General features: G+C 72.1%; 21 protein-coding genes. 10 read left to right on the forward strand and 11 right to left on the reverse strand.

What is annotated here, in order from left to right:
• Window positions 1–6: 6 nt before the first annotated feature.
• Genes AB0J55_RS36290 through AB0J55_RS36305 form a run of 4 tightly spaced genes read right to left on the reverse strand, consistent with a single transcriptional unit; the run spans window position 7 to window position 3,275 of the window.
• Window positions 7–327, reverse strand: coding sequence for a hypothetical protein (locus AB0J55_RS36290; RefSeq protein ID WP_364259248.1), 321 nt, complete (start codon window positions 325–327; stop codon window positions 7–9).
• A gap of 58 nt (window positions 328–385) precedes the next feature.
• The gene (locus tag AB0J55_RS36295) at window positions 386–1,021 is read right to left on the reverse strand and encodes a TetR/AcrR family transcriptional regulator (protein WP_364259569.1); all 636 of its coding nucleotides are present in this window, start codon (window positions 1,019–1,021) and stop codon (window positions 386–388) included.
• Complete coding sequence (locus tag AB0J55_RS36300) at window positions 1,018–2,541, reverse strand: ATP-dependent acyl-CoA ligase (protein WP_364259251.1); 1,524 nt, start codon at window positions 2,539–2,541, stop codon at window positions 1,018–1,020. Before AB0J55_RS36300 ends, AB0J55_RS36295 begins: the two co-directional genes overlap by 4 nt.
• The gene (locus AB0J55_RS36305; RefSeq protein ID WP_364259253.1) at window positions 2,538–3,275 is read right to left on the reverse strand and encodes an enoyl-CoA hydratase/isomerase family protein; all 738 of its coding nucleotides are present in this window, start codon (window positions 3,273–3,275) and stop codon (window positions 2,538–2,540) included. The genes AB0J55_RS36300 and AB0J55_RS36305 overlap by 4 nt, the downstream gene beginning before the upstream one ends.
• Before the next feature lie 48 nt (window positions 3,276–3,323).
• On the opposite strand from AB0J55_RS36305, the gene AB0J55_RS36310 reads away from it, so the two are divergent.
• On the forward strand, window positions 3,324–4,910 hold the full coding sequence (locus AB0J55_RS36310) for an amidohydrolase (protein ID WP_364259256.1): 1,587 nt from the start codon (window positions 3,324–3,326) through the stop codon (window positions 4,908–4,910).
• A gap of 4 nt (window positions 4,911–4,914) precedes the next feature.
• On the opposite strand, the gene AB0J55_RS36315 is transcribed toward AB0J55_RS36310, so the two are convergent.
• Window positions 4,915–5,235: a hypothetical protein gene (locus tag AB0J55_RS36315; protein WP_364259259.1), complete on the reverse strand. Its 321-nt coding sequence runs from the start codon at window positions 5,233–5,235 to the stop codon at window positions 4,915–4,917.
• Between the two features lie 55 nt (window positions 5,236–5,290).
• Here AB0J55_RS36315 and AB0J55_RS36320 point away from each other — a divergent pair, with 55 nt between their 5' ends.
• The 6 genes from AB0J55_RS36320 to AB0J55_RS36345 all read left to right on the forward strand — a co-directional run bounded on the left by AB0J55_RS36320 (window position 5,291) and on the right by AB0J55_RS36345 (window position 9,700).
• Window positions 5,291–5,731 (forward strand): GNAT family N-acetyltransferase, encoded by a 441-nt coding sequence (locus AB0J55_RS36320; RefSeq protein WP_364259262.1) that lies wholly within the window; start codon window positions 5,291–5,293, stop codon window positions 5,729–5,731.
• Between the two features lie 40 nt (window positions 5,732–5,771).
• The gene (locus AB0J55_RS36325; protein ID WP_033261556.1) at window positions 5,772–6,455 is read left to right on the forward strand and encodes a metal-dependent transcriptional regulator; all 684 of its coding nucleotides are present in this window, start codon (window positions 5,772–5,774) and stop codon (window positions 6,453–6,455) included.
• Between the two features lie 68 nt (window positions 6,456–6,523).
• Window positions 6,524–7,342 carry an LLM class flavin-dependent oxidoreductase gene (locus tag AB0J55_RS36330; protein WP_364259265.1) on the forward strand — a complete coding sequence of 273 codons (819 nt, stop codon included), beginning with the start codon at window positions 6,524–6,526 and terminating at the stop codon, window positions 7,340–7,342.
• Window positions 7,343–7,415: 73 nt separating this feature from the next.
• Window positions 7,416–7,748: a transcriptional regulator gene (locus AB0J55_RS36335; RefSeq protein ID WP_354826286.1), complete on the forward strand. Its 333-nt coding sequence runs from the start codon at window positions 7,416–7,418 to the stop codon at window positions 7,746–7,748.
• A gap of 20 nt (window positions 7,749–7,768) precedes the next feature.
• Window positions 7,769–8,827: an alcohol dehydrogenase catalytic domain-containing protein gene (locus AB0J55_RS36340; RefSeq protein ID WP_364259268.1), complete on the forward strand. Its 1,059-nt coding sequence runs from the start codon at window positions 7,769–7,771 to the stop codon at window positions 8,825–8,827.
• A 249-nt stretch (window positions 8,828–9,076) separates the two neighbouring features.
• Window positions 9,077–9,700, forward strand: coding sequence for an alpha-ketoglutarate-dependent dioxygenase AlkB (locus tag AB0J55_RS36345; RefSeq protein ID WP_364259271.1), 624 nt, complete (start codon window positions 9,077–9,079; stop codon window positions 9,698–9,700).
• On the opposite strand, the gene AB0J55_RS36350 is transcribed toward AB0J55_RS36345, so the two are convergent.
• Window positions 9,697–10,275: a winged helix-turn-helix domain-containing protein gene (locus tag AB0J55_RS36350; RefSeq protein ID WP_364259273.1), complete on the reverse strand. Its 579-nt coding sequence runs from the start codon at window positions 10,273–10,275 to the stop codon at window positions 9,697–9,699. The genes AB0J55_RS36345 and AB0J55_RS36350 overlap by 4 nt on opposite strands.
• Window positions 10,276–10,353: 78 nt before the next feature.
• Between AB0J55_RS36350 and AB0J55_RS36355 the strand changes: the two genes are divergently transcribed.
• Window positions 10,354–10,707 (forward strand): hypothetical protein, encoded by a 354-nt coding sequence (locus tag AB0J55_RS36355; RefSeq protein ID WP_364259276.1) that lies wholly within the window; start codon window positions 10,354–10,356, stop codon window positions 10,705–10,707.
• Window positions 10,700–10,936, forward strand: coding sequence for a hypothetical protein (locus AB0J55_RS36360; RefSeq protein WP_364259279.1), 237 nt, complete (start codon window positions 10,700–10,702; stop codon window positions 10,934–10,936). Before AB0J55_RS36355 ends, AB0J55_RS36360 begins: the two co-directional genes overlap by 8 nt.
• A 32-nt stretch (window positions 10,937–10,968) precedes the next feature.
• On the opposite strand, the gene AB0J55_RS36365 is transcribed toward AB0J55_RS36360, so the two are convergent.
• The 5 genes from AB0J55_RS36365 to AB0J55_RS36385 are packed head-to-tail and all read right to left on the reverse strand — an operon-like array spanning window position 10,969 to window position 15,212.
• Window positions 10,969–11,805 (reverse strand): biotin-dependent carboxyltransferase family protein, encoded by an 837-nt coding sequence (locus AB0J55_RS36365; RefSeq protein ID WP_364259281.1) that lies wholly within the window; start codon window positions 11,803–11,805, stop codon window positions 10,969–10,971.
• Window positions 11,802–12,413 (reverse strand): allophanate hydrolase subunit 1, encoded by a 612-nt coding sequence (locus tag AB0J55_RS36370; protein ID WP_364259283.1) that lies wholly within the window; start codon window positions 12,411–12,413, stop codon window positions 11,802–11,804. Before AB0J55_RS36370 ends, AB0J55_RS36365 begins: the two co-directional genes overlap by 4 nt.
• Entirely contained in the window at window positions 12,410–13,162 is a 753-nt protein-coding gene (locus AB0J55_RS36375; protein ID WP_364259286.1) for a 5-oxoprolinase subunit PxpA, read from the reverse strand. Before AB0J55_RS36375 ends, AB0J55_RS36370 begins: the two co-directional genes overlap by 4 nt.
• Window position 13,163: 1 nt before the next feature.
• On the reverse strand, window positions 13,164–13,958 hold the full coding sequence (locus AB0J55_RS36380) for a putative hydro-lyase (protein ID WP_364259289.1): 795 nt from the start codon (window positions 13,956–13,958) through the stop codon (window positions 13,164–13,166).
• 9 nt (window positions 13,959–13,967) lie between these two features.
• Window positions 13,968–15,212 carry an MFS transporter gene (locus tag AB0J55_RS36385; protein WP_364259292.1) on the reverse strand — a complete coding sequence of 415 codons (1,245 nt, stop codon included), beginning with the start codon at window positions 15,210–15,212 and terminating at the stop codon, window positions 13,968–13,970.
• Window positions 15,213–15,329: 117 nt separating this feature from the next.
• Between AB0J55_RS36385 and AB0J55_RS36390 the strand changes: the two genes are divergently transcribed.
• Entirely contained in the window at window positions 15,330–16,052 is a 723-nt protein-coding gene (locus tag AB0J55_RS36390; RefSeq protein ID WP_364259295.1) for a GntR family transcriptional regulator, read from the forward strand.
• The last annotated feature ends 190 nt before the right edge of the window (window positions 16,053–16,242 follow it).

The following is a 16,242-nucleotide window of genomic DNA, read 5'->3' on the forward strand; positions in this document are numbered from 1 at the left end:
GCTTGCCTACTTCTTGTTGCGAATGGCGATCGGGACGCCCGCGAGGTCCTCTTCGTTGCACAGGAGCTTCACGTCGTAATACGGCGAACCCTGGCGGTCGTCGTAGTCGAGGTGGATGGCCAGGACGTCGAGGGGCTCGCCCAGCCACTCCTGGGCCTGACGTAGCCACTTGGCGCAGCGCTCCAGAGCCGCGGGGAGATCGTCGTCACGGAACTCGACAGGGCGATAGGGGACATCCTGCACCTGATCGCGGGGGCTTTCCGGCGCCGGGAGGCCCGGCGCGAGACCCGAGTCGTCCAGTTCCAGTTGGATCGTTTCCTCAGTCACCCTTCGAGCGTCCCCCACCCGCGCCGTCTGGGCAAGGCGTACACAGGTAAAAGCGCCGCTAAACGGACACCCCCCACTCTTTCGCGACGATTTCCCGGCACCGCCGCAAGTCGGTGACACCCGGCGCCGACGTGCACCCGAGTGCCCTCGACGCCAGCTCCGCGTAGTGCTCCGCGAGCTCGTCCAGCGCCAGGGGGCCACGTGGGGAATACCACCTCGCGACGCCGCTGCACATCTCCAGCAGTGCCAGCCGGGTCACCGCCGGGTGTTCGACCCGGAACACCCCGGCTGCCACGCCTTCGTCGATAGCTGACGCCCACAGCCGCTCGTAGGCGTCCCGCAGGGCCACGACGGGCTCGCGCGCGGCCGGGGACAGGACGTCGACTTCGTTGTCCACCACCCGGGTTTCCGCCGGGCCGACGGCGTGCGCGAGGACGTGCAGCGCGACCAGCGTCCGCAGCCGGTGCACCGGGTCGCCGCCGCCCGCGGTCGCTTCGCGGGCCGCGTCGAGCAGCCGGTTCAGCGCGGTGTGCATGATCTCCGCGAGCAGATCCTCCTTGGTGCCCATGTAGTGGTACAGGCTGGCCGAGGAGAGTTCGGCCTCCTGCGCCAGATCCCGGATGCCGGTGCCGTGGAAGCCCTTGGTGGCGAACAGCTTCACCGCGGCGGCGCGCACCCGCTCCCGGCTGCTCAGAGCCATGCCTGCACCTTCGCGTCCCAGGACCCGGCGCGCGGGTCGGCGACCTTCCGCAGCTCGCCCTTGGCGACCCGCTCCGACGGTGTCATCGGCAGCTCGCCGGCGAACGCCCAGAACCGCGGAACCTTGAAGTAGGCCAGTTTCCCGGCGCAGAACGCGGCCAGCTCGGCGGGGTCCGGCCGGTCGCCGTCGCACACGACGTACGCCTTGACCTCCTCGCCGCGCAGCTCGTCGGGCACCGCGACGACGGCTGCCAGCCGCACCGCCGGGTGCAGCAGCAGCGCGCGCTCGACCTCGTCGGCGGAGATGTTCTCGCCGCTGCGGCGGATCATGTCCTTCGTGCGGCCGACGTAGTAGACGCGGCCGGCGGCGTCCATCCGGGCCAGATCGCCGGTGTGGAACCAGCCGTTCGCGAACGCCTTCGCGGTGGCCTCGGGATCGTCGTGGTAGCCGTGCATCAGCCCGATCCCGCGGATCAGCAGCTGCCCGGTTTCCCCGCGCGGCACCGGCTTCCCGTCGTCGCCGGCGATCAGCACCTCGCGGTCGCGGGACGGCCGTCCGATGCAGCCGGTGCCGACGGTCTCGTCGTGGTCGGCGGCGGTCATCCGGATGTCGCCGCCGGTTTCGGTCATCCCGAACGCCTCGTACCACGGCACGCCCCACCGGGCCTCCAGCTCGGCGTGCAGCTCGTGCGGGATGGCGGACGCGCAGATCGCCCGCACGCGGTGGTCGCGGTCGGCTTCGGACGGCTCCTGGCGCAGCAGCAGCGTCGGCATCAGGCCCAGGCAGTAGAACCAGGTGACGCCGTGCTCGCGCACCTTCGCCCAGAAGGTGCTGGGGTGGAAGCGGTCCAGGACGACCAGGGTGGCCCCGCCGGCGAGTCCCAACGCGACGTTCCACTGTGGATCGATGTAGTGGAACGGCTGCGCGGTCAGGATGACGTCGTCCTCGCCGACGGCGGGGAAGTCGGTGGCCAGGCTCACCGCGAGCGTCGTCCAGTAGCGGTTCGGCAGGACGCAGCCCTTGGGGGCGCCGGTGGTACCGGAGGTGTACTGGATGTTGACCGGCAATTCGGGCACGGGGGTGAATTCCGGCGCCGCGCCGGCCGCGACGAGCCGGTCCGGCGTGACCACCTCGGTGAGGCCGATCCGGCCGAGGAGATCGGTGAATTCGGGTGCGGCGACGGCCAGTTTCGCGCCGGAGTGGCGGAGCACGTGGGCGCCGTCGAACTCCTGGTAGTTCGTGTTGACCGGCACCAGCTGCGCGCCGATCTTCGCCAGGGCGAGCCAGATCAGCGGGAACTCCGGCTGGTTGCGCAGCATGACGGCGACCCGGTCGCCGGGGCCGATGCCGCGTTCGGCCAGCGCCGCGGCGATCCGGGAGCTTTCGCGGTCGACGTCGGCGAAGGTGAACGTCCGGCCCAGGTGGTCGAACACCCAGGCCGTGCGCCCGGGCCACAGCGCCGCGGCCCGCGTGACGAGCTGGGCGAGCGTCCCGATGTCGGAGAGGGGGGTCACGCCCGGCTCCGGAAGGCTTCGGTGGACGCGGCGACGGCGGCCGAGTGCTCGGTGATCAGGGCGTGGCTGACCTCGAGTTCGAGGGCGGGCTCGAGGTCGGTGCTCGCGTCGAGGACCCGCTTCGCCATCGCTGCGGCGGCCGGCGGGTGCTCGGCGATCCGCTTCGCCCAGCTCAGCGCCTCCGCCTGGAGCTGCTCGGCCGGGACGGCGGCGTTGACCATGCCCAGCTCGGCCGCCTTCCGGCCGTCGAAGCGCTCGCCGAGCAGCAGGAGCTCCTTCGCCTTGAGCGGGCCGACCAGCAGCGGGAGCAGCCGTGACGCCGCGCCGGTGACGCTCAGGCCCAGCGAGACCTCGGGGAACGCGAACACGGCGTCCTCGGCGGCCAGGATCAGGTCGCAGCCGAGCGCGAACTCCGCGCCGGCGCCGATCGCGTAGCCGTGCACCGCCGCGATCACCGGCTGGCGCAGCCCGCGCAGCCGCCGCGTGACGTCCTGGAGCCGGTCCAGCCGGGTCCGCGAATCACCCGGTGGGGTGGGTTCCTTGAGATCGTGGCCGGCGCAGAAGGCGCGCCCGTTCCCGGACAGCACGACGACGCGCGCGTCGCTGCGCGCAGCCGCGTCGAGGGCGGCGAGGAAGTCGTCGACCAGGACGGCGGCGACCGCGTTCAGCCGCTCGGGCCGGTTCAGCCGGATCTGCGCGATGCCGTCCTCGACGGCGAACTCCACGGTGGGCATGAGGGCGATGCTAGACGTTCGATCGATCGATCGATAGCCTCTGGATTCATGAAGGTCGACGCGGTCTACGAGAACGCCACGGTGTGGACGGGCACGGGCCTCACCAGCGCACTCGCCGTCCTGCACGGCCGGGTGGTCGCACTCGGCGACGATGCCCGCGAGCTGTCCGCGCGCGCCCGCGTCGACCTCGCCGGCGGCTTCGTCGTGCCCGGCTTCCACGACGCCCACAACCACATGGCGTGGTTCGGCATGGGCCTCGACGACGTTCCGCTCAGCGACTGCCGCAGCGTCGAGGAGGTCTACGACGCCGTCGCCGCGCGCGCCGCGACGCTGCCGCCCGGGAGCTGGGTGGTCGGCAGCGGGTACGACCAGAACAAGCTCGTGGGCGGGCACCCGGACCGGCGCGGCCTCGACCGCGCCGCGCCGGGCATGCTCGTGCGGCTGAAGCACACGTCCGGGCACATGACCGTGGTCAACACGGCCGTGCTCGACCAGCTCGATCTGGCGCACGTCCCGGTCGGCGGCGACGTCGTGCTCGACGACGGCGGCGCGCCGACCGGCCTGCTGCGCGAGCAGGCCCAGCTGCTGCTGCGGCCGCTGACCTACCCGACGCCGGTCGACCGGGTCGTGCGCGGGCTCGAGCGGGCGTCCGAGCGGTACCTGGCCGAGGGCATCACCAGCGTCCAAGAGGCCGGCATCGGCGGCGGCCTGGTCGGCGAGACGCCCGCGGAGCTGGCCGCCTACCAGCAGGCGCGCGACACCGGCGTGCTGCGCGTGCGCAGCACGGTGATGGTCGCCGCGAGCGTCCTGCACGACCTGCCCGACGACGCCGGCTTCGGCCTCGACCTCGGCCTGCGCACCGGCCTCGGCGACGAGTGGCTGCGCGTCGGCCCGATGAAGTTGTTCGCCGACGGCTCCCTGGTCGGACGCACGTGCGCGATGCACGAGCCCTTCGACGGAGAGCCGGACAACCGCGGCTACTTCCAAGTGCCCGAGGACGAGCTGGCCCGCACGATCCGCCGCGCCCACGAGGCGGGCTGGCAGATCGCGACGCACGCGATCGGCGACCGCGCGATCACCGTCGTCCTCGACGCCTACGAAGCCGCGTTGGCCGCGTCGCCGCGCACGGACCACCGGCACCGCATCGAGCACTGCGCGGTGCTCCAGCCCGCAGAGCTCGCCCGGCTGGCCTCGCTCGGCATCATCCCGTCGCCGCAGGGCCGGTTCGTCAACGAGCTCGGCGACGGCATGCGCGCCGCGCTCGGCGAGTCACGCGTGCCCTGGTGCTACCGGCTGCGAAGCGTCCTCGACGCCGGTTGCGTGGTTCCGGCGTCCTCGGACCGGCCGGTCGTGAACGGCGCGCCGCTGCTTGCGCTGGCCGACATGGTGCGTCGGCGCACGGCGTCAGGCGCGCCCTTCGCACCCGAAGAGGCGCTGACGCCGGAGCAGGCGTTGCGCGCGTACACGTACGGCTCGGCGTACGCGACCTTCGCCGAGCGCGACCTGGGCACGCTCGAACCCGGGAAGCTCGCCGACTTCGCCGTGTTGTCCGGTTCGCCCCTGGACGAGTCCGCTTTGGACGCACTCGGCGTGCAAGGGACCGCCGTCGGCGGTGAACTGCGTTACCAATCCTGATGACTCACTTCCTTCCGACGAACTCGAGTGCTTCTTCGGCCAGGGCGGACCACGGTTGCGGCGACCCGGCGTCCAGGGCCAGCCACTCCTTCATCGGGGTGCCCTTGTTGGCGTCGAACCGCACCCCGTGCCCGCCCTCGACCAGTTCGTCCACCCGGAGCTCGGGCAGCTTCAGCACCAGCTGCCCGCGGACGAACATGGCGAAGATCCGGCCGTGCGTGCGCAGGGCGCTGCGCCCGAACCCGCCGGTCGCCCCGGGTGGCGTGATGCCCGGACGTCCGGTGAACTCGTCGACCAGGACCTCGAACTTCTCCTCTGGTGACATCGACCACCTCCACCCCCGACCGTAACGACCACCACCGACAAAACCGGGAGGCGAGATGCCCGTCCGCGACGCCGTCTTCGAAGACATCGAGGAAATCTGCGCGCTCATCGAGGAGCACGCCGTCTACGAGGACAACCACGACCTGAAGCTGGACCGCGCCGAGATGAGCGGGCACCTGTTCGGGCCGGACCCGAAGGCGTGGGTGCTCATCGCGACCCCGCCCGGCGAGCCCGGGACGGTCGCCGGGTTCGCCTTCTGCAGCTGGAACTTCTCCACCTGGGAGGCCCGGCCGGGGATCTGGCTGGACGACCTGTTCGTCCGGCCCGCGCACCGCCGCTTCGGCCTCGGCAGCGAGCTGCTGGACGAGCTGCGCAACCGCACGAGCGGCCGCGTCGAGTGGGACATGCAGGAGGGCAACGAAAAGGGCGCGGCGTTCTACGCCCAGCTCGGCGCCGAGCCGGTCCCGGGCTGGATCCGCTACCGCTGGCGGCCGTGAACTTTCACGAGAAAGTACGCGGCCCCGTATCGTATGCGGTATGGGAGATGGTTCGGTCCGGAGGTCCTCGTCGGTCGAGGACTACGTCCGGGTGATCTACGGCCTGGTCGAGCGGGGTGAGGCGGTCACCAACACGTCGCTCGCCGGCCGGCTGGAGGTCAGCCCGTCCTCGGCGTCGGGGATGGTCACGAAGCTGTCCCAGCTGGGCCTGGTCACCCACGTGCCGTACCGCGGCATCGAGCTGACGGCCGACGGCAGGCTCCTGGCGCGGTCGGTGCTCCGGCGGCACCGGCTGATCGAGACGTACCTGGTTTCGGAGCTCGGCTACACGTGGGACGAGGTCCACGCGGAGGCGGACGCGCTGGAGCACGCGGTGTCGGACAGGCTGGTCGAGCGCATCGCGGCGAAGCTGGGCAACCCGGTCCGCGACCCCCACGGCGACCCGATCCCGGCGCCCGACGGCAGCGTGGAGGAGCTCCCGGTCCGCATCCTGGACGACCTGCAGCCGGGCGCGGTCGGCGAGATCGTCCGGGTCTGGGACACCGACCCGGAGCTGCTGCGGTACCTGACGGAACACGCGATCAACCTGGGCGAACGCATCGAGGTGGTGGAGCGCCAGCCGTTCGGGGGGCCGATGGTGGTGAAGGTGGGCTCGCCGCCGGACGCGGCCACGCACGCCATCGGCAAGGAGATCGCGCAGGCGTTGTCGGTCACCCTGCGCTGAGAGGCGTACGCGCGGGTGACGTCGTGAAGCGGATGTGGTGACAACCCCCTCCGCAAGACCATGGCCCCATGAAACCCTTCCGCTTCGGCATCGTCGCCGGTTACGCGCCGGACCTCACCTCCTGGACCGCCCAGGCCGAACGGGTCGAGAAGCTCGGCTTCGACACCCTGCTCGCCACCGATCCCGTCGGGACTGCCGATCCCTTCGTGCTGCTCGGGGCCGCCGCCGCGGTCACCATCGACCTCACCGTCGGCACCTTCGTGCTCGCCGATCCCTTCCGCTCCCCGGAAGTGCTCGACTGGCAGGTGCAGACCCTGCACCGGCAGACCCGCGGCCGGTTCGAGCTCGGGCTCGGCGTCGGGCGGCCCGGCGCCGGCGAACACGCGAACGCTCTCGGGCGCGAGTTCCCCTCACCGGGTGAGCGCATCACACGGATGGCCGCCACCGTCGCGCACCTGAAGCGAACAGCCGATCGGCCGCGGCTGATGCTGGCGGGCGGCGGGCCGAAAATGCTCGCGCTCGCCGCGCAAGAAGCCGACATCGTCACCTTCAGCTGGCCGCCGCGGACCACCGAGGCCGAAGCGCAGTCCATTGTGGATCGATTCCGTGCCCTCGCCGGGCCGCGGCTGCCGGAGATCGAGCTCGGGCTGAACCTGATGGCCGTGGGCACCGAACCGTCGCCCGCGATCGAGCGCTGGGCCGGGGTCGACGTGCCCGAACTCGCCGCCGGTGGCGCGGTCACCGTGCTGCCCGTGAATCCCGTGCAGGCCACGGAAACGCTTCTCCGGTGGCGGGAACAGTGGGGGATTTCCTACGTCACGATCAACTCCGGCTACGCGGAACCGTTTGCGGCGATCGCCGACGAGGCACGCAAGGCAGGTGGGTGAGAGCCCTTCCGATCTTGGGAAGCTGCGCCTACGCTCCAATGTTCTGTAAACGGGAGTGCTTCGGAGCGTTGTCATGACCGGTCAGCGAACACGCACCATCGACCGGGGGGAACAGGCGGAGCTGAGCCGGCTGCTGGCAGCCGGACCGTTCGACGTGGCCCTGCGGGCGGCGATCCGGGCCCGCGGCCTCGGCCTCGAGCGGATCCGCTATCGCTTGCGCGGCAGGGGAACCACGGTCAGCCTGGCCACCCTCAGCCACTGGCAGTCCGGGCGGTGCCGGCCCGAGCGGCCGGAATCGTTGGAGGCCCTGCGGAATCTCGAGGACATCCTGAACGTGCCCGACGGCTCGCTCAGCAAGCTCCTGGGCCCGCCGCGGAGCCGGACGAGGTTCCACGCGCTCAATTGAGAGCCGGTTAGGCTCGCGCCATGCGAGCTGTGGTCATGGAGGAGTTCTGCGTCCCGCCCGTCGTGCGGGACGTGCCCGAGCCGGTGGCCGCGCCGGGCGGTGCGGTGATCGAGGTCGACGCCACCGGCGTCTGCCGCAGCGACTGGCACACCTGGCAGGGCCACGACACCGCGGTGACGCTGCCGCACGTCGCCGGGCACGAGCTCGCCGGCCGGGTCGTCGCGCTGGGCGAAGGCGTCCGCGGCTGGGAGCTCGGCGCGCGCGTCACCGTGCCGTTCGTCTGCGCGTGCGGCACCTGCGCCCAGTGCGCCCGCGGTGACCAGCAGATCTGCGACCGCGAGTTCCAGCCCGGCGCCACGCACTGGGGTTCCTTCGCCGAACGCGTCGCCGTCGAGCACGCCGAGACGAACCTGGTCGCCCTGCCGGACTCCCTCGGCGCCGCCGAGGCCGCTGCGCTCGGCTGCCGGTTCGGCACGGCGTTCCGCGCGGTGCTGCGGCAGGGGCGCGTCACCGCGGGCCAGTGGGTGTCGGTGTACGGCTGCGGCGGCGTCGGGATCTCCGCGATCCTGCTGGCCGTCGCGGCGGGCGCGAAGGTCGTGGCGGTCGACGTCTCGCCGGCCGCCCTGCAGCTCGCCGCGAAGTCCGGCGCCGCCGTCACCGTCGATTCCTCGGTCTTCGACGGCCCGGAAGCCGTCGCCGCGCACGTCCGCGAGCTGACCGGTGGCGGCACCCACGTTTCGCTCGACTGCCTCGGCTCGCCGTCCACCTGCGCGGCGTCGGTCGGCAGCCTCCGCAAGCGCGGCCGGCACGTCCAGGCCGGGCTGATGCCGCCCGCGCAGGGCATCGCGCCGATCCCGATGCACCGCGTCATCGGCGGTGAGCTGGAGCTGGTCGGCATCCACGGGCTGCAGGCGCACGAGTACCCGGAGCTGCTGCGCGTGGTCGAGACGGCGGGGATCGACCTCGCCGCGCTGATCGGGCGGCGGATCGGGCTCGACGACGTGCCGGCCGCGCTGGCCGCGATGAACGACCCCGTGCCGGCGCAGGCGGGCGTGACCGTCGTCACGTTCCGCGACTGATCGGCGGCACCGCGGTCAAGTGACCCGTTCGTAGCTGATCCACGCTGGTGCTGTGACATTCGGGTGTGGGAACGTCTACTTCATGGTGGCCCAAGGCGAGGGGATTCGGCCGCAGGAGCCGCCCGTTGGACCATTCGGGCGGCTCCTGCGGCTGTTCACCAGTGCGGGCGTCACGTTCCGCGGTCACCGCGTGGTCCCCTCGACGACCACCGAACGTGCCCGGCGGGAGTCTCCGGCACAATCGAGGTGATGGACGCCCTCCTGCCGCGCCCGCGCGCCGAGATCGCGCCCGGCGCCGTGCACCTGCCCGGCTGGCTCGGTTTCGGCGAACAGCGCGAGCTCGTCGCCGCCTGCCGCGGCTGGTCCGGCTACCGCCACACGCGGCTGCCGAACGGCGGCGTGATGTCGGTGAAGTCCGTCTGCCTCGGCTGGCACTGGTACCCGTACGGCTACTCGCGCACGACCGGCGAAGGCACGCCGGTCCTCCCCTTCCCGGACTGGCTCGGCGACCTCGGCCGCCGCGCGCTGGCGGACGCGTACGGCGAGGCGCGGCCTTACGAGCCGGACATCGCGCTGATCAACTTCTACGACGCCGCCGCGAAGATGGGGCTGCACCAGGACAAGGACGAGCGCAGCCTCGAACCGGTGGTGTCGGTCAGCCTGGGTGACGCCTGCGTGTTCCGCTTCGGCAACACCGAAACCCGCGGCCGGCCGTACACCGACGTCGAGCTGCAGTCGGGTGACGTGTTCGTCTTCGGCGGCCCGTCCCGGCTGGCCTACCACGGCGTCCCGAAGATCTTGCCGGGCACCGCCGACCCGGCGCTCGGCCTGGACGGCCGGTTGAACATCACGCTCCGGGTGTCCGGCCTCTAGTCCTCTGTGGACTCCTCGTCCGGCACCACGATCAGCCGGACGGCCAGCGAACGCGAGCCCTCGGGGTGCTGCCCCGGCTCGGTGACGTACTTCCACACGAGGTTCTGGTACTCCTCGACGAAGGACACGACCTGCTCCTTCGTCAGGTACAGCCCGGCGCGGTAGATCTGGTTCCAGCCCTCGGCGTTCTCGTACCCCGCGTAGGCCCGGGTGACCAGGCCGAGGTCGTGGCTCATCTTGAGCGCGCCGAGCTTGAGCATCGCTTCGCGCTCGTCCGGGGCCAGCTCGAGGCCGGGCGGGGTGTAGATGTCCTTCGAGCGCGACTTCCACCAGCGCTCGCGGCCGTCCCCGCGGTCCGTGAGTTCTTCGATCAGCTCCAGGTCGGCGAGCTTGCGGAGGTGGTAGCTGGTCGTCCCGGTGCTCTCGCCGAGGGCTTTCGCGACGCTCGTCGAGTTCGCCTCGCCGTGTTTTCCCAGGTAGCTGAGGATGTCCCGGCGGACCGGGTTGGCGAGTGCCTTGTAGAAGGCCTTGAGGTCGGCGCCGGTGAGCACGCGCCTCTCGGGACGTTGGACCATGCCGTGAGCCTACTACAGAGATTGTTTGCAAAGAATCTCTGCAGTCCGCTACCTTGGGGGCGGAGAACGGGGGTTCGCATGAAAAAGCTCTTCTGGGCAGCGGGACTCACCCTGCTGCCGTGGATCGCGGTACTGGGGATGACGCTGCCGGACGTCGTGGCCGCGCAGCACTGGCGGCTGGCCTGGACGGGCTTCGACGCGGCCGAGGCGGCCGGCCTGCTGCTCACGGCCTGGCTGCTCGGCCGCGGCGACGCACGGACGCCGCTGGTCGCCACGGCCACGGCGACGCTGCTGCTCGCCGACGCGTGGTTCGACGTCGTGACGGCCGGCGACGACGTGGTGTTTTCGCTGCTCATGGCCGCCCTGGAGGTGCCGCTGGCGCTGGCGTGCCTGTCGGTCGCCGCGCCACGGCCGGTGCCGGCGCATGTCTGAGCTGGACGCGCGCCTGCGCGACGAGATCGACGACCAGGTCGCCGAGGCCCTCGACGTCTACCTGGCCGAACGCCGGCCGCGCCGGGCGCCGCGAGCGTGGCCGCTGGTGGTGACGGTGGCACTGGGGGTCGCCACCACCTGGCTCGCGCCCGGCGTGGCCTGGGCGGCGTGGCTCGCGATCGCGGTCACCAACGCCGCCTGGCTGGTGGCCTGCCGCGGCCGGTCGTGAGTGGGAAACAGTGTTCTAACACTGTTTCTCACTCACAAGGCGGGACGGAAGCGGACGGTCTGGCCGGGGCGCAGCTGGGCCGCGAGGTCGAGGTCGGCCTCCTCGACGACGGCGATCACCGGGTAACCGCCGGTCGTCGGGTGGTCGGCGTGGAACAGGATCGGCCGGCCCGACGGGGGCACCTGGAGGGATCCGGGCACGCACGCCTCCGACGGCAGCTCGTCGTGACGCGCTCGCGAAAGGGCCGGGCCGGTGAACCGGATGCCGACGCGGTCCGAGTCCGGCGAGACCGTGTACACAGTGGACAGCAGCTCGTCCGGGGCGGTGAACCAGTCGCGACGCGGTCCCGGTGTCACGCGCAACACCGGTTCCGCCGGCCACGCCGCCCGGGGCGCGAGGTCCACGACGGGGAAAGCCTGCGGGGCCGGGCCGATCGGCAGCAGCATCCCGGCCGCCAGCGGCGGCGGGCCCAGCTTCCCGAGCGTGTCCGTCGCCCGGGACCCGAGCACCGGCGGCACGTCGATCCCGCCGCGTACCGCGACATAACTCCGCAAACCCGACTCGGCCGTGCCCAGCGACAGCTCCTCGCCGGGCCACAACGTGATCGGCCCGTTCAGCCCGCCTTTCGAAAGCGGACAAAGAGCACCGGTGACCGCCACCGTCGTGACGGCCGACGTGCGCAACACCAGCCCGCCGAGCGTCACCTCCAGCGCCGCCGCTTCCGGCGGGTTGCCGACCAGCCGGTTGGCCAGCCGGAACGACCCGCGGTCGGCGGCGCCCGACCGGCCGACGCCGAGGGCCGCGTGGCCCGGGCGGCCGAGGTCCTGCACCGTCGTCGAAAACCCGGGCCGGACGACTTCGAGCTTCACGACGGCACCGCCGTGAACCGCACGCGCGTGCCCGGCGGCAGCAGGTTCGGCGGATCGCGCTCGACGTCCCACACCGGCGCGTCCGTCCGGCCCAGCAGCCGCCAGCCGCCGGGCGACGCGCTCGGGTAGACCGCGCTGTACTCGCCCGCGACCGCCACCGAGCCCGCCGGGATCCGGGTCCGCGGCGACGACCGGCGCGGCACGTGCAGCACCGGGTCCGACCCCGACAGGTACGCGAAGCCCGGCGCGAACCCGCAGAACGCCGAGACGTACGCGCCCGCGGTGTGCCGCTCGATCACCGAAGCCACGCTGAGCCCCGTCTCCGCGGCGACGTCGGCCAGGTCTTCGCCGTCGTACACCACCGGGATCACCACCTCGCCCGCGTCCGCCACCGCACTGTCCACAGGAGACACCCGGCGCAGCACCCCGCCCAGCCGGCCGGCGTCGGTCACCGCCGGGTCGAACCGGACCAGCAGCGTCCGGGCCGCCGGGACCAGCTCTTCGACGCCGTCGGGCAGCGACTGCGCCAGGGCCGCCTGGAAACCCAGCACGTCGGCGGTCTCCACCAGCACCGCTCGCCGCCCGCACGGCAGCAGCCGGACGGTCATCCGGTGAACGCGGTCAGGGAGACGTCCGCGGTGGCCAGGCCGTCGCGGATGCGCCGGGCCAGCTCCACCGCGCCCGGCGTGTCCCCGTGCACGCAGAGGGAATCCGGGCGCAGGTCGAGCTTGCCGCCGTCGGCCGTCACGACACCGCCGCCGGTCGCCATGCCGACCGCCCGCTCGGCGACCACGTCGGCGTCGTGCAGGACCGCGCCCGGCTGCTTGCGCGACACGAGCTTGCCGTCCGCGGTGTAGGCGCGGTCCGCGAACGCCTCCGCGTACGCCACCACCCCCGCCGCCTCCGCCTGCCGCTGCATCTCCGAGTTGGGCAGGCAGAGCAGCGCCAGCTCCGGGTCGTACCGGCGCAGGCCGTCGACGATCGCCGCGGCCTGCTCGGCGTCCACCGCCGCGGTGTTGTACAACGCGCCGTGCGGCTTCACGTACGTCACGCGGCTCCCGGCCGCGCGGGCGAACGCGTCGAGCGCGCCGATCTGGTACAGCACCTCGTCCGCCAGGTCGTCCGGGGCGATGTCGAGGGCACGCCGGCCGAACCCGGCCAGGTCGCGGTAGCCGACGTGCGCGCCGATCGCGACGCCGCGCCCGGCCGCCAGCTCGCACACCCGCCGCATCACCGACGGGTCGCCCGCGTGGAACCCGCACGCGATGTTCGCGCTGGTCACGATGTCGAGCATGGCTTCGTCGTCGCCCATCTTCCAGGCGCCGAAGCCCTCGCCGAGATCGCTGTTCAGATCCATTTCAGCCCACCCGGTATTCGCTGTCGTACCGATCGGTGATGAACATGTACCCCGGTGCGTGGGTGATCGCAAAGGGAGGCCGCGACGCCATCAGCGCCGCCTGCGGGGTGACGCCGCAGGCCCAGAACACCGGGACGTCGCCGGCTTCGGCGTCCACCGGGTCGCCGAAGTCCGGCCGGGACAGATCGTCGATGCCCAGCGCGCGCGGGTCGCCGATGTGCACCGGGCCGCCGTGCACCGCGGGCATCGCGCGGGTGATCCGGATGGCATCGTCGACGCGGTCTTCCGGGATCTGCCGCATCGACACGACCATCGGCCCGAACAGCCGTCCGGCGGGCTCGCACGGCCGGTTCGTCACGTACATCGCGACGTTGCGGCCCTGGTCGACGTGCCGCAGCGGGATGCCCTCGGCGGCCAGCGCCGTCTCGAACGTGAAGCTGCAGCCGATGGAGAAGGCGACCATGTCGCTGCGCCACAGGCCGGTCGCGTCCGAGACCTCGCCGGCGAGGACGCCGTTCTGCCAGATCCGGTAGCGCGGCAGGTCGGTGCGCAGGTCCGCGCCGTCGGCGAGGCGGGTGGCCGGGTCGCCGGGGTCGGTGACGTCGAGCAGCGGGCACGCCTGCGGGTTGCGGGTGCAGAACAGCAGGACGTCGTAGGCCCAGTCCTCGGGCACGGCGATCAGGTTGGTCTGGGTGAAGCCGTTGGCCCAGCCGGTCGTGGGGTGGGCGGTGCCGGTGCGGAACGCCGCCCGGGCCTGGGCCGGGGTGTAGGTGGCCGGTTCGTCGAAGGTCGTCATTCCGCCCCCTCAGTCCACGAGTTCGATGCCGCGGGTCTCCGGCAGGCCGAGCAGGGCCAGCACCGCGATGCCGTACCCGAGCGCGCCGAACACGATCGCGCCGCCCGCGCCGAGGAAGCCCACGATGGTCGGGAAGATCGCCCCGACCGCGCGCCCGAAGTTGTACGTGAAGCCCTGCCCGGTGCCGCGCAGCGCGGTCGGGTACAGCTCGGCGAGGAACGCGCCGAAGCCGCTGAAGATCGCGGACATCGAGAAGCCGAGCGGGAAGCCGAGCACCAGCACGAGGCCGTTGGCGCCCTTGGGGATCTGCGTGTACGCGACGATCAGCGCGGCCGAGAGCAGCGCGAACGTCAGGAACGTCTTCTTGCGGCCCAGCAGGTCGGTCAGGTAGCCGCCGCAGACGTAACCGACGAAAGCGCCGGTGATGAGGAACGCCAGGTAGCCGCCGGTGCCGATGACCGTCAGCTCGCGCGTCTTCTTCAGGTACGACGGCAGCCACGTCGAGATCGTGTAGTAGCCGCCCTGGACGCCGGTGGCCAGCAGCGCGGCGAAGAACGTGGTGCGCAGGAGTTCGGCCTTGAAGATCTTGCCGAGCGTGCCCTTCGGGCGTTCGGCCTTCAGGCGTTCTTCGGCGCGCGGCGCGTCCTGGACGCTCTTGCGGACCCACAGCACCAGCAGCGCCGGGATGACGCCGGTCCAGAACATGATCCGCCAGGCCACGTCGTCGCTGGCCACGCTGAAGACGACGGTGTAGACGATCACCGACAGGCCCCAGCCGACCGCCCACGCGCTCTGCACGAACGCCACGGTCCGGCCGCGGTACCTGGCCTGCGAGTACTCGGCGACCAGGGCCGCGCCCGCCGCCCACTCGCCGCCGAAGCCCAGGCCCTGCAGCGCGCGGAAGACCAGCAGCGTCTCGAAGTTGGGCGCGAAGCCGCAGAGCACGGTGAAGATCGTGTACATCGCGATGGTGATCTGCAGCGTGCGGACGCGGCCGATCCGGTCGGCCAGCATGCCGGCGCCGACCCCGCCGACGGCCGACACGACCAGCGTCGTCGTGCCGAGCAGGCCGGCTTCGCCGCTCGAGATCCCGAAGTACGCGGTGATCGCGGCCAGGCCGAGCGGCAGGGTCTGGTAGTCGAACGAGTCCAGGCCGTACCCGCCGAACGCGCCGGCGAAGGCGCGCCGCCCGCGTTTACCGAGCGTGCGGAACCAGTCGAACGGCCGGGCCTCGGTGGCGGTAGTGGCAGTCATGGGGCACCTCCTGGCCAGTGTCTCTCATCGTGGCGTGCCTCACACGGTAGGGATTGTTGAACAATTCCACAAGATGGCAATTGGATCGTCCCCCGAGTGGCGGGTAGCCTGGATCACGTGGTCATCGAAGACAGCGGCGCCGCCGGCCTGGAAGCCGACCGGGGCCTGGTCACGCGCAAGAGCACGGCCGAGCGCGTCGCCGGCGTGCTCCGCAAGCGCATCGCGGAGGGCTTCTTCCTGCCCGGCGGCCGGCTGTCGGAGCAGGACATCGGCAACGCGCTCGGCGTCTCCCGCAACACGCTGCGCGAGGCGTTCCGGCTGCTCACGCACGAGCGGCTGCTGGCCCACGAGCTCAACCGCGGCGTCTTCGTCCGCATCCCGAGCGTCGAGGACGTCGTCGACATCTACCGGGTGCGCAAGATCATCGAGTGCGCGGCGGTCCGCGGGGTGACGGCGAAGCCGGCGTCCTTCGCGCGGATCAAGGAGAAGGTCGACATCGGCGACGAGGCCGCGCGCACCGGCAACTGGAAGGACCTCGGCACCGCGAACGTCTGGTTCCACCAGGAGCTGGCCGCGCTGTCGGGCAGCGAGCGCGTCAACGAGCTGGTCGGCCGGCTGACCGCCGAGCTGCGGCTGGTGTTCCACATCATGGCCGAGCCGCGGCGCTTCCACGAGCGCTACCTGCCGCGCAACCACGAGATCCTCGACCGCATCGAAGCCGGCGACGGCCCGGGCGCGGAGCAGCTGCTGATGAAGTACCTCGAGGACGCGGAGGAGCAGCTCGTCGGCGCGTACGCCGACCGCGCGGAAGCGGCCCGGGCGGCCGTCGCGGCGGAGTGACCGGGGGCGTTCGGGCACGCTTGACGGCCGGACGGCCCGAGCGCGAGCCCGGCGCGACATCCGGTCGATAACCTCGGGAGCGTTCCGCCGCCGGAGACCCCCAGCGGCCGGCGGGACCCCTCGCTGCCGGGTCGCCGCTTCCCCAGAGCGCCGCGGCCCGGCAGCCCACGACCCGCGATGGCCCGGCCGG

Origin of the sequence: Amycolatopsis sp. NPDC049688 (assembly GCF_040674975.1) — a bacterium.
Lineage (GTDB): Bacteria > Actinomycetota > Actinomycetes > Mycobacteriales > Pseudonocardiaceae > Amycolatopsis.

Coding starts and splice junctions, on each gene's coding strand:
- AB0J55_RS36355 (WP_364259276.1), top strand. CDS start 10,354: ATGAAAAAGCTCTTCTGGGCAGCGGGACTCACCCTGCTGCCGTGGATC.
- AB0J55_RS36370 (WP_364259283.1), bottom strand. CDS start 12,413: ATGACCGTCCGGCTGCTGCCGTGCGGGCGGCGAGCGGTGCTGGTGGAG.
- AB0J55_RS36385 (WP_364259292.1), bottom strand. CDS start 15,212: ATGACTGCCACTACCGCCACCGAGGCCCGGCCGTTCGACTGGTTCCGC.
- AB0J55_RS36310 (WP_364259256.1), top strand. CDS start 3,324: ATGAAGGTCGACGCGGTCTACGAGAACGCCACGGTGTGGACGGGCACG.
- AB0J55_RS36340 (WP_364259268.1), top strand. CDS start 7,769: ATGCGAGCTGTGGTCATGGAGGAGTTCTGCGTCCCGCCCGTCGTGCGG.
- AB0J55_RS36325 (WP_033261556.1), top strand. CDS start 5,772: ATGGGAGATGGTTCGGTCCGGAGGTCCTCGTCGGTCGAGGACTACGTC.
- AB0J55_RS36320 (WP_364259262.1), top strand. CDS start 5,291: ATGCCCGTCCGCGACGCCGTCTTCGAAGACATCGAGGAAATCTGCGCG.
- AB0J55_RS36350 (WP_364259273.1), bottom strand. CDS start 10,275: ATGGTCCAACGTCCCGAGAGGCGCGTGCTCACCGGCGCCGACCTCAAG.
- AB0J55_RS36305 (WP_364259253.1), bottom strand. CDS start 3,275: ATGCCCACCGTGGAGTTCGCCGTCGAGGACGGCATCGCGCAGATCCGG.
- AB0J55_RS36315 (WP_364259259.1), bottom strand. CDS start 5,235: ATGTCACCAGAGGAGAAGTTCGAGGTCCTGGTCGACGAGTTCACCGGA.
- AB0J55_RS36345 (WP_364259271.1), top strand. CDS start 9,077: ATGGACGCCCTCCTGCCGCGCCCGCGCGCCGAGATCGCGCCCGGCGCC.
- AB0J55_RS36375 (WP_364259286.1), bottom strand. CDS start 13,162: ATGGATCTGAACAGCGATCTCGGCGAGGGCTTCGGCGCCTGGAAGATG.
- AB0J55_RS36330 (WP_364259265.1), top strand. CDS start 6,524: ATGAAACCCTTCCGCTTCGGCATCGTCGCCGGTTACGCGCCGGACCTC.
- AB0J55_RS36360 (WP_364259279.1), top strand. CDS start 10,700: ATGTCTGAGCTGGACGCGCGCCTGCGCGACGAGATCGACGACCAGGTC.
- AB0J55_RS36380 (WP_364259289.1), bottom strand. CDS start 13,958: ATGACGACCTTCGACGAACCGGCCACCTACACCCCGGCCCAGGCCCGG.
- AB0J55_RS36335 (WP_354826286.1), top strand. CDS start 7,416: ATGACCGGTCAGCGAACACGCACCATCGACCGGGGGGAACAGGCGGAG.